General features: G+C 76.7%; 9 protein-coding genes. 7 read left to right on the top strand and 2 right to left on the bottom strand.

All coding sequences use genetic code 11. The features are described 5' to 3' along the window. From AC3WUG_RS18620 to AC3WUG_RS18610, 3 genes are all read left to right on the top strand, one after another. The coding region (locus AC3WUG_RS18620) for an HNH endonuclease signature motif containing protein (RefSeq protein WP_492329031.1) at nucleotides 1-1,113 on the top strand (1,113 nt) is incomplete at its 5' end. Between the two features lie 201 nt (nucleotides 1,114-1,314). Then, nucleotides 1,315-1,560 (top strand): hypothetical protein, encoded by a 246-nt coding sequence (locus AC3WUG_RS18615; RefSeq protein ID WP_492329030.1) that lies wholly within the window; start codon nucleotides 1,315-1,317, stop codon nucleotides 1,558-1,560. 444 nt (nucleotides 1,561-2,004) lie between these two features. After that, nucleotides 2,005-2,172 carry a hypothetical protein gene (locus tag AC3WUG_RS18610; protein ID WP_492329029.1) on the top strand — a complete coding sequence of 56 codons (168 nt, stop codon included), beginning with the start codon at nucleotides 2,005-2,007 and terminating at the stop codon, nucleotides 2,170-2,172. Between the two features lie 10 nt (nucleotides 2,173-2,182). On the opposite strand, the gene AC3WUG_RS18605 is transcribed toward AC3WUG_RS18610, so the two are convergent. Continuing rightward, the gene (locus AC3WUG_RS18605; protein WP_492329028.1) at nucleotides 2,183-2,602 is read right to left on the bottom strand and encodes a PspC domain-containing protein; all 420 of its coding nucleotides are present in this window, start codon (nucleotides 2,600-2,602) and stop codon (nucleotides 2,183-2,185) included. A 157-nt stretch (nucleotides 2,603-2,759) separates the two neighbouring features. Beyond that, the gene (locus tag AC3WUG_RS18600; protein ID WP_492329027.1) at nucleotides 2,760-3,479 is read right to left on the bottom strand and encodes an HAD-IA family hydrolase; all 720 of its coding nucleotides are present in this window, start codon (nucleotides 3,477-3,479) and stop codon (nucleotides 2,760-2,762) included. 392 nt (nucleotides 3,480-3,871) lie between these two features. Here AC3WUG_RS18600 and AC3WUG_RS18595 point away from each other — a divergent pair, with 392 nt between their 5' ends. The 4 genes from AC3WUG_RS18595 (at nucleotide 3,872) to AC3WUG_RS18580 (ending at nucleotide 10,782) form a co-directional block, all read left to right on the top strand. Continuing rightward, on the top strand, nucleotides 3,872-6,865 hold the full coding sequence (locus AC3WUG_RS18595; protein ID WP_492329026.1) for a helix-turn-helix transcriptional regulator: 2,994 nt from the start codon (nucleotides 3,872-3,874) through the stop codon (nucleotides 6,863-6,865). A gap of 171 nt (nucleotides 6,866-7,036) precedes the next feature. Further along, a complete protein-coding gene (locus AC3WUG_RS18590) occupies nucleotides 7,037-7,723 on the top strand; it encodes an alpha/beta fold hydrolase (RefSeq protein ID WP_492329025.1) in 687 nt (228 codons plus the stop codon). Nucleotides 7,724-7,793: 70 nt separating this feature from the next. Then, nucleotides 7,794-9,482 (top strand): long-chain-fatty-acid--CoA ligase, encoded by a 1,689-nt coding sequence (locus AC3WUG_RS18585; protein WP_492329024.1) that lies wholly within the window; start codon nucleotides 7,794-7,796, stop codon nucleotides 9,480-9,482. A 91-nt stretch (nucleotides 9,483-9,573) separates the two neighbouring features. Continuing rightward, nucleotides 9,574-10,782, top strand: a complete 1,209-nt coding sequence (locus AC3WUG_RS18580) for a cobalamin-independent methionine synthase II family protein (protein WP_492329023.1) — start codon at nucleotides 9,574-9,576, stop codon at nucleotides 10,780-10,782. Nucleotides 10,783-10,829: the final 47 nt, after the last annotated feature.

Here is a 10,829-nt window from a genome sequence, read left to right as displayed (position 1 = left end):
TCTGACGGGCCGGCGTTCGAGGTCCACCTGACCCCCGGCGTGCCGGTGCCGCCGCAGCCGAAGCGGTCGTGGAACGGCGCGCTGTTCATGGACCGGGACGGTCTGGTCCTCGCGCGCCCGGTCGAGCCGATCCCGGTCGCCACCCTCACCCCGTTCGACGACACCACCGCGCACCCCGTGCCCGACCCGGACGCCGCTCCCGACCTGCGCCACCCCGCTCCCCCGCGCGGAGCACCAGACGGACCGACCGGGACTCGGACCGATACCGAGGCCGACGGCAGGACCGCGACCGAGGTCGAGACCGGCACCGAGACCGGGGTCGACACCAGGACCGTCGCCGTCGCCACCGCGCCCGGCGCACCGACCGGAACCACCTCCGGCGCGCTGACCAGTGCCACCGCGCCCGGCGCGTCGACCGGAGCCACCGCGCCCGGCGCACCGACCGGAGCCACCTCCGGCGCGCTGACCGTTGCCACGGCGCCTGGCGCACCGGCCGGGGCCACCGCGCCTGCTCTCGCGCCCACCGGCGCCGCGCCCGCCCGACGCGCCTGCACCCGTTGCGCAGGCCGCCCGGGCGCCGAGGTCCGCATCACCATGCCCGCCTCGACCCTGCTCGGCCTGGACGACCAGCCCGCCCACCTCGACGGGCACGGACCCATCGACGCCGTGCAGGCCCGTGCCCTGGCGATCGGCGGGGTCTGGCAGCGGATCGTCACGGACCCGCTCACCGACCGGGTGCTGGACGTCGGTCGCGAGCGATATCGACCACCCGCCGCCCTGTCCGAACTCGTCCGCACCCGCGACAAGACCTGCGCCGCACCCGGGTGCAGGGTCCCGGCCTGCGGCTGCGACCTCGACCACACCACGGAGTTCCACCCCCAGCCCGGTGCCAACCCCGACGCGCCCCTGGGGCGGACAGACGCGGACAACCTCGGCCCCCTGTGCCGCCGGCACCACCGCCTCAAGACCGACGGCGGCTTCCGGCTGCGCCAGACCGGACCCGGCCTGTTCGAGTGGATCACCCCGACCGGCCACCGGTACCTCACCCGACCCGGCACCGGGCAGTCCCACGACGCCACCGCCGACCCACACGACGAGCCGCCCCCGTTCTGAGCGACAGGTCGCCCGCCGTAGCCGGCTCGCGCAGCCGCGCCGGGCCACGACGCCCCGGGCGTCGCGCTCAGGACGCCGCGCGCACACGGTCGCCCTCACGACGCCGCGCGTGGAACGCCGCACCCGCGGGGTTCGACCGTGCGACCGTGCGACCGCGCGACCGCCGCGACCCGTGTCGGTGCCCTCGGGCACCATGTCCCCATGCCCGACTACGTCGCCCACCTCACCGTCCCCGACGTGCCCGACGACGAGACGCGCGCCGGCATGGCCGACGCTCTCGGCGCGCTGCGCGACGACGCCCCGGACGGGTTCACCGGCGGGCGGGTGACCTTCGACCTGCGGGGCGAGGCCCCGGATCTGGAGACGGCCGTCCGCGCCGCGAACACGCACGCGGCGGAGATCCTCGACGACCTGGCGTGGGAGGTCGACGTCGAGGTCCTCGGCTGACCTCACGAACCTCGGCGCAGGTCACGAGCCTCCTCCGCTCACGTCGCGACTCACAGGTCACGTGACCTCCAGCGTCACGTCACGACCCTCGGATCACGTCACGGCCCCCAGGTGACGTGACGCCCAGCGTCCAGCCACGACCTCACCTGGCGTGACCCCCGAGTCACGTCACGACGCTCGGCCGACCTCTCGGCCCCCGGCTCACGTCGGGCCCTCAGCTGACGTCGAGGCCGGGGGCACGTGCTCGGCCTCGCCGAACCCACCGACACGCCCCCCGTCCGCGCGGTCCCGAGCGTCGCCGACCCCCGCATCCGACCCGCTCAGTTGCCCCGCCGCCGCTGCGGGTCGCCGACGCGCTCCCCCCGGTGCTCGGCGACCCGCAGCGGCGGCCCGCTCCTGGTCCGGGAGGACGCCGTCCCGGGGACGGCCGACGCCCTGCGCTGGGTGGTGGTCCGTGCGCAGGGCGTCGGGGGCGGGGCGCTGGTCTACGGGTGGGTCGGGCTGGGCGGCGTGCGCCCGGTGACCGCGTTCCCCGTCGACGCGTCCCCGCGGTGGCTCCGCGAGACCGGGTCCCTCCCCCCGGTCCCGCGGTACGACGTGCTGGTGCCCTGAGGGCCGGCCGTCAGCGCGGGCCGTCGGCGGGGTCGGCCGGCGGCTGCGGGGTCGTGGGCGGGGCCGGCGCGGCCGGCGCGGCCGGCGCGGCCGGCGGCTGCTCGCCGTAGCCCGGGTACGGCTGCGCGTACGGCGCCTGCTGCGGCGCCGGGTAGCCCTGCGGCCGCGCGCCGGGGAACGCCTGCGCGTACGCGTTCGGCCCGTGCACGCGGGCGACCCAGTCCTCGCCCGGCATGAAGATCCACAGCAGCGGGTAGATCAGCAGCGGGCTCCCCGGCAGCACGATCAGCACGATCAGGAACAGCCACCGCATGGGCCAGGCGTCGATGCCGAACCGCCGCGCGAGCCCGGCGCAGACGCCGCCCAGGACCCGGCCGTCCAGCGGCCGCACCAGGCCGCTCCGCCACAGGGACTCGTAGATGCCGGTCATCGTCGTTCTCTCCCGTCGTGCTGCGCGTGCGCCGCGGTGCTCCGCGACACCCCCTACGGTGCCGGTCCCGGTCACGCGGCACATCCGGGACGGACCCTGGCCGGACCCTGAACCGCACCCTGACCGGCGCCGCGCGCGCCCCGGAGCGCCCGGGCGATCAGGCCCGCCGCACCCGCACGCCCGCGTCGGTCACCTCGAACCGCACCGCGGACAGGTCGTCGACCACCAGGTCCACCCCGCCGCCCGGCCCCGCGACCTCGGTGGTGCGCAGCGCGAGCACCGCGGCTCCCGCCGCACGGCCGGACCGGATCCCGGACTCGGCGTCCTCGACCACCAGGCAGCGCCGGACGTCGACGCCGAGGCGAGCGGCGCCCGCGCGGTACGGCTCGGGGTCGGGCTTGCCGCGCTCGACGTCGTCGGCGGTGACCACGGTCGCCGGGGCCGGCAGGCCGACCGCCGCGATCCGGGCGGCGGCCAGGCGCGCGCCGCAGGAGGTCACCACGGCCGCGCGGCCCGCCCCGCCGGCCGACCCGCTCAGCGCCGCGAGCGCCTCGACCGCGCCCGGCAGCACCTCGATGCCCTCGGTGTCGGACACCTCCAGGTCGACCACCCGGGCCAGGGCCGACGCCCGCTCCGCCGGGTCCCGGTCCGCGAGCAGCAGGTCGAGGATGTCCCGCGCCGGCACGCCGTGGTGGCGGAACGGCGACAGGTCGTCGGTGGGCATCCCGAACTCGCCGGCGAGCCGGAGCCAGCACCGCTCGACCGAGCGCGTGGACGAGATCAGGGTGCCGTCCATGTCGAACAGGACGGCGTCGAACACCTCGTCGAGCACGTCGCGCGCGGGGGCGGGGCGGGGGTCGGTGGTGGCGGTCGTCATGCCCCGAGCCTCGCACGACGGCCCGGGGCGGGGCGCGCCCGGGCACCTCAGGGCCGCCTCAGGCCGACCTCAGCCCGTGCGGCACCGCCTCAGACCCGCCTCAGGCCGACGCCCGCCGCGACCGGTCCCGCGGACTGGTCGGTCGACCGATCCGGCGCCCCCGGCCTCAGGACCAGTGTGGTTCGTGCCGGGAGGGACCCGGCACGCCACCGCCGGACCGGCGGGGCACGCACCGCAGGGAGACCGACATGGACACCATCTGGGGCCCGGCGCTCGACGCCGAGGTGGCCTACCGCCAGGAGGTCGTCCGCGCGGCCGTGCGCGGGTCCGACCTGGGCTGGCGCTGGCGGCGGCGGCGCCGCTGATCCGCCGACGGCAGAAGGAGGGGACGCGTGTCGGTGGAGGCTGGGACCATCGACCTCATGAACCGGTCGGTGGGACGCGCGCCCTTCGTCGCCCGCGACGAGGAGGTCGCCGCGCTGCTCGCGGCCGTCGAGCGCGCGGGGGCCGGCGAGCCGGGCCTGGTGCTGCTGGGCGCGGACGCGGGGGTCGGCAAGACCCGGCTGCTCACGCACACCGCGCGGCTCGCGGCGGCGCGCGGCGCGACCGTCGTCATCAGCCACTGCGTCGACCTGGGCGAGATCGGCCTGCCGTACCTGCCGTTCGCGGACGCGCTGCACCAGGTCGTCGACGCGGACTGCCCCGGCGTCGCGGATGTCGTGGCCGCGCGGCCCGCGCTGCGCCGGTTGCTGCCGTCGGCCGCCGCGGGGTCGGCGGACCCGGTCCGCACCGGCGCCGACGAGCAGGCCGAGCGCCTGCAGCTGTTCGAGGGCGTGGCCGCGGCGCTCGCCGCGGCGGGGACGCCCCGGCGGCCGCTGGTCCTGGTGCTCGAGGACCTGCACTGGGCGGACTCGTCCAGCCGCGACCTGCTGCGGTTCCTGGTGGCCCGGCTGCGCGCCGAGCCGGTGCTGCTCGTGGGCTCCTACCGTGCGGACGACCTGCACCGCCGGCACCCGCTGCGGCCGGTGCTCGCGGAGCTCGGTCGGCACCCGCGGGTCGAGCGGCTCGACCTGCGGCCGTTCACCCCGGACGAGCTGCGCGCGTTCACCACGGGGCTCGCGGGGCAGCCCCTGCCCGAGGCCGCGCTGCGCCGCATCCAGCGGCGGTCGGAGGGCAACGCGTACTTCGCCGAGGAGCTGACGGAGGCCCGCGGCACCGGCGCCGACCTGCCGGGGACGCTCGCCGACGTGCTCCGGGCACGCCTGGAGTCGCTCGACCCGGAGGTGCAGCGGCTGGTGCGCGCGGCGTCCGCCGCGGGCCGGCGGGTCGCCGAGCCGCTGCTGCGGGCGGTCGTCGCGGGCACCGCGGACGACCCGGACCGGCACGCGGCGTTCGACGCGGCGCTGCGGGACGCCGTCGCCCACCACGTGCTGGTCGGCGAGGACCGCCGGATCGCCTTCCGGCACGCGCTGCTGGCGGAGGCGGTGTACGCCGACCTGCTCCCCGGCGAGCAGGTCGCGCTGCACCGGGACTACCTGCTGGCCTCGGCGGCCGACCCGGCGCTCGCCACCCCCGCGGAGCGCGCGCACCACGCGCTGCTGTCCCACGACAACCGGCTCGCGCTGCTCGCGTCCCGGGACGCCGCGCGGGAGGCCGGCCGGGTGCTGGCGCCGGCGGAGGAGCTGCGGCACCTCGAGACCGTGCTCCGGCTGTGGCCGGGCGTGCCCACCGCCGCCGACGACCTCGGGGAGGAGCGGGTCGACGTGCTGCTCGCCGCCGCGGCGGCGGGCGGTCGGGCCGGGCTCGGGGACCGCGCGGTGGCGATGGCGCGCGAGGCCGTCGCCGCGGTCGACCCCCCAGCGCGCGACGGGAGCGACGGCGCCGGGGCACGCCGGGTCGCCGCGCTGCGCACCACGTTGGCCCGGCACCTGCTCGGCGCCGAGCGGGTCGATGAGGCGCTGCGCGAGACCGACCGCGCACTGGCGGCCCTGGCCGACCTCGACGGCACCCCCGACGCGGCCCGCGCCTGGGCGCTCGCCACGCACGCGCGCGCCGCCCTGAACTCCGACCTGGACGACCAGGCCGAGGTCTCGGCCGCCGCCGCGGTGGACGAGGCGCGCGCCGCGGGCGCGGTGGACGCCGAGGCCGACGCCCTGATCTCGCTGGCCGTGCTCGTCGTCGACGACCGCGACCGCGCCGCCGACCTGCTGACCGTCGCCCTGCACCGCGCGCGGGACGCCGGCGACACCACCACCGAGCTGCGCTGCACCTACAACCTCGCCGCGAACCGGTACTACGCCGGCCGGCTGGACGAGGCGGCCGCCACCACCGCGGCGGGGCTGGAGCTCGCCGCCCGGTCCGGGCTGACCTGGAGCGCGTACGGCGTCGAGCTGCGGCTGTTCGCCGAGATCGTCCGGTACGCCCGCGGCGACCTCACCCCACCCGCCCCGACCGCCGACCCCGGCCCGCCGCGCGCGGCGTCCGCCGTCGACGGGGTCCAGATGTATGCGGCCGTCGCGCGGGGCGACGCGGACGCGGCCGAGCGCGGGCTGTCCCTCCTGCACGGGCAGCACGACGACACGATGATCACGCTGATCGCGGGCGGGTGCGCCGTCGACGCGCTCACCTGGGCCGGGCGGCTGGACGAGGCCGTGGCCCTGGCCCACGAGCTCATCGCCGAGATCAGCCGCGTGTGGTCCGACTACTTCCTCGGCGGCATCTGGTTGTCGGCGCTCGGGATCGCCGCGCTCGCCGACCAGGCCGCCGCCGACCGGCTCGCCGGCCGGGACCCCGGGCCGCGGCTCGACCTCGGCGCGCGGCTGCTCAACCGCGCGGTCGTCACCGCCGACCGCGGCCGGCCGCGCGGCGGGCAGCTCGGCCCCGAGGGGCGCGCGTGGCTGGCGCGGGCGCACGCCGAGCACGCCCGCCTGCTCGGCGTCGCCGACCCGGACGCGTGGGCCGCCGCCGTCGCCGAGTTCGACTACGGCTACCGGTACGAGCTCGCGCGCACCCGGTGGCGGCACGCCGAGGCGCTGCTCGGCGCGGGCGACCGCGCCGCCGCGGGCGAGGCGGCCGCGGCGGCCCTCGCCGAGGCGCGGGCCGTCGGCGCCGCTCCCCTGGTCACCGCCGTCACCGACCTCGCGCGCCGCGGGCGGCTCGACGTCCCGGGCGTGGTGGCCGGCGGCACCGACGTGCTCACGGGCCGGGAGTCCGAGGTGCTGGCGCTCGCCGCCGAGGGCCTGAGCAACCGGCAGATCGGCGAGCGGCTCTACATCAGCGGCAAGACGGTGTCGGTGCACATGTCCCGCGTGCTGGACAAGCTCGGCGCCGGCGGACGGGCCGAGGCGGTCGCGATCGCGCACCGCCGGGGGCTGCTCGGCGTCTGACCTGCGGGCCCGCGGACCGGTGACGCGGGTCACCCGGGTGAATCCCGCGCACCTCAGGTGGGTCCCAGGTTCCGGGCTTACCGTGGATCCAGATCCCGCGGTCCGGACCATCGCCGCGGCGCCCGACGACCGGCCGCAGACGGCCGGCCGCACCTCCCCCCGGAACGGCGCATGTCCACCCCTGAGAACCAGCCGCACCCCATCGTGCTCGTGCACGGCACCCGCACCTCGTCGAAGATCTGGGACGACCAGGTCCGCGCGCTCACCGAGGGCGGCCACCCGACGATCGCCATCGACCTGCCCGGCCACGGCAGCCGCGCGCACGAGCGCCTGACGTTCGAGGGCGGGCTCGCCGCCATCGACGCCGCCGTGCGCTCCTGCGCCGAGCCGCCGCTCCTGGTCGGCCTGTCCCTCGGCGGGTACATGTCGCTCGCCTACGCGGCGCGGCACGAGGACCGGCTCGCCGGCGTCGTGCTCGCCGGCTGCTCGACCGACCTCAAGGGCAAGCCGCTGGGCGCCTACCGCCGCGCGTCCCGCCGGGTCGTCGACGCGCTCGGCCTGGGCGGCGGCACCTGGCACGTCGTCACCGACATGCTCAGCGCGCTGCACGGCTACACGCCCGTGCAGGACCTGCGCCGGCTCGCGCTGCCGGTGTGGCTCGTCAACGGCGCGCGGGACCCGCTCCGGTTCGGCGCCCGGCGCTACCTCGGCGCCCACCCGGGCGCACGGCAGTGGGTGGTGCCGAACGCCGGGCACGACGTGAACAGCCACGCGCCGGTCGCGTTCAACCGGATCCTGCTGCACGTCCTGCGCGATCTGGCTCAGCGCGTCCCGTTCGCCGCCCCGCGGCTGGGCTGATCTCGACGCGCCACCGTCGACGTCCCGCGGACCCACCACCCGAACCCGCCCCACCCGCCACAATGGCGGCATGACCTCGACCGACGACCGTCCCTGGGTCGCGCAGTACCAGCCCGGCGTGCCCGCCGACATCGAGCTCCCCACCGAGTCCCTGGTGGCGATGTTCGACCGCTCCGTCGCCGAGGCGGGCGACGCCCCCGCGCTCGAGTTCTTCGGGCGCCGCACCACGTACGCCGAGCTCGGCGCGCAGGTCCAGCGCGCCGCCGAGGGCCTGCGCCGGCTCGGGGTGCGGCCGCGCGACCGGGTCGCGCTGCTGCTGCCGAACTGCCCGCAGCACGTGGTCGCGTTCTACGCGGTGCTGCGCCTGGGCGCGGTGGTGGTCGAGCACAACCCGCTGTACACGTCGCGCGAGCTGCGGCACCAGTTCGAGGACCACCAGGCGCGGGTCGTCATCGCCTGGGACAAGGCGGTCGAGCAGGTGAAGCAGTTCCCCGCGGACGTCGGCGTCGACCACGTGGTGTCGGTGAACCTGCTCCGGGCGTTCCCCGCGGTGAAGCGCGCGGCCCTGTCGCTGCCCGTGCCGAGCCTGCGCGCGACCCGCCGCTCGCTCACGGCGCCCGCGCCGGGCACGATCCCGTGGGAGGACCTGCTGTCCCACGGCCCGCTCGACCCGGCGCACCCGCGGCCCGCGGTGACCGACCTGGCCGCGATCCAGTACACCTCCGGCACCACCGGCCGGCCCAAGGGCGCGATGCTCACGCACCTCAACCTGCACGCGAACGCGCTGCAGGGCGAGGCGTGGATGCACGGGGCCGAGTACCGCAGGGAGGTGTTCTACGCGATCCTGCCGATGTTCCACGCGTTCGGCATGACGCTCTACCTGACGTACGGCGTGCTCAAGCAGGGCCTGCTGGTGCTGTTCCCGAAGTTCGACACCGGCCTCGTGCTGGACGCGATGAAGAAGTCGCCGGCGACGGTCTACTGCGCGGTGCCGCCGATCTACGAGCGCACCGCGATGGCCGCGAAGGAGCGCGGGGTGTCCCTGGCCTCCTGCCGGTTCTGCATCTCCGGCGCGATGAACCTCCCCGACGCGACCGTCGAGCTGTGGGAGTCGATGTCGGGCGGCCTGCTCGTGGAGGGCTACGGCATGACCGAGTCGTCCCCCGTGGCGCTCGGCAACCCGTTCCACCCGACCCGGCGCACCGGCACGATCGGCATCCCCTTCCCCTCGACGCGGATGCGGGTCGTCGACCCCGACGACCCGACGGCGGACGTCCCGCCGGGCGAGCCCGGCGAGCTGCTGCTGCACGGCCCGCAGGTGTTCGCGGGCTACTGGAACAACCCCGACGAGACGGCCGCGACGCTGCTCCCGGGCGGGTGGCTGCGGACGGGCGACATCGTGACCGTCGACCCCGACGGGTTCACCACGATCGTCGACCGCGCCAAAGAGCTGATCATCACCGGCGGGTTCAACGTGTCCCCGTCGGAGGTCGAGGCCGTGCTCCGCGGCCACCCGTCGGTGGCCGACGCCGCCGTGATCGGCAAGCCGCTGGAGCGCGGCGGGGAGATGGTGGTCGCCGCGGTCGAGCTGGAGCCGGGCGCCGACCTGGACGAGGCGGCGCTGCGCGCGTACTGCCGGGAGCACCTGGCGGCGTACAAGGTGCCGCAGCGGGTGGTCGCGATCGAGGACACCCCGCGGTCGATGCTCGGCAAGGTGCTGCGCAAGCAGGTGCGGGAGCAGGTGCTGCCCCGGCTGTGACCGGGCCCGGCCCGACCCCTGGACGCCGCCCACCTGCACCGGGCCGCGGTGCGACGATGAGCCCGCACGTCCGCCAGAGCCGGGAGACCCGATGATCCGCAGCACCGACCACATCCTCACGAGCCAGGCCGGCAGCCTCCCGCGCACGCCGGAGCTGATCGCCGCGAACGCCGCCCGCGAGGCCGGCCAGGACGCCGGGGACCACGCCGCCCTGCTCCGGGACGCCGTCACGGACCTCGTGCGCCGCCAGGTCGACCTCGGCCTGGACGTGCCGGGCGACGGCGAGTTCGGCAAGGCGATGACCAGCGCGATCGACTACGGCGCCTGGTGGTCGTACTCGTTCCAGCGGCTCGGCGGCCTGGAGCTGCGCGACGGCGCGTCGTGGATCTTCAAGGACGTGCAGTCCGGCCCCGGCGACGTCAAGGTGACCGGGTTCGGCCGCCGCCGCGACCGCGCGGCGTTCGAGGAGGCCTACGCCGACCCGACGAGCGGCGTGTTCCACGGCGGCGACCCGAAGCCGTTCCCGACCGCCGTCGCCCCGGTGACGTACACCGGCCAGGACGCGGTGGCCGAGGACGTCGCCAACCTGCGCGCGGCGCTCGACTCCACCGGCGCGCGGGAGGGCTTCATCACCTCCATCGCCCCGGCGTCGGCCGCGCGGATGGACAACGAGTACTACGCCACGGACGAGGAGTACGTCTGGGCGCTCGCCGACGCGCTGCGCGAGGAGTACGTCGCGATCGTCGACGCCGGTCTGGTGCTGCAGATCGACGACCCGTCGATGGCGGAGAACTGGGACCAGATCACCCCCGAGCCCACGGTCGAGGACTACGTGCGGTTCACCGAGATCCGGGTCGAGGCGCTCAACCACGCGCTGCGCGGGCTGCCCGAGGACCGGATCCGCTACCACCTGTGCTGGGGCTCCTGGCACGGCCCGCACACCACCGACCTGCCGATGAAGGACATCGTCCGGTCGATGCTCAAGGTGAACGCGGGGGCCTACTCGTTCGAGGCCGCCAACGTCCGGCACGAGCACGAGTGGCGGGTCTGGGAGGACGTGCAGCTCCCCGAGGGCAAGCTGATCCTGCCCGGCGTGGTGTCGCACGCGACCAACGTCGTCGAGCACCCCGAGCTGGTCGCCGACCGGATCGAGCGGTTCGCGCGCCTGGTGGGCCGGGAGAACGTCGTCGCGGCGACCGACTGCGGCCTGGGCGGGCGCATCCACCAGCAGATCGCGTGGGCCAAGCTCGAGACGCTGGTCCAGGGCGCCGAGATCGCGACCAAGCGCCTCTGGGCCTGACACCTCCGGCACGCGCGACGGCCCGGCACCCCGAGGGGGTGCCGGGC

The sequence above is a fragment of the Cellulomonas sp. EB106-03-03-XG116 genome (assembly GCF_058792015.1).
Note: the sequence above shows the minus strand (reverse complement) of the source record. Positions and strands in the feature narration are given on the sequence as shown.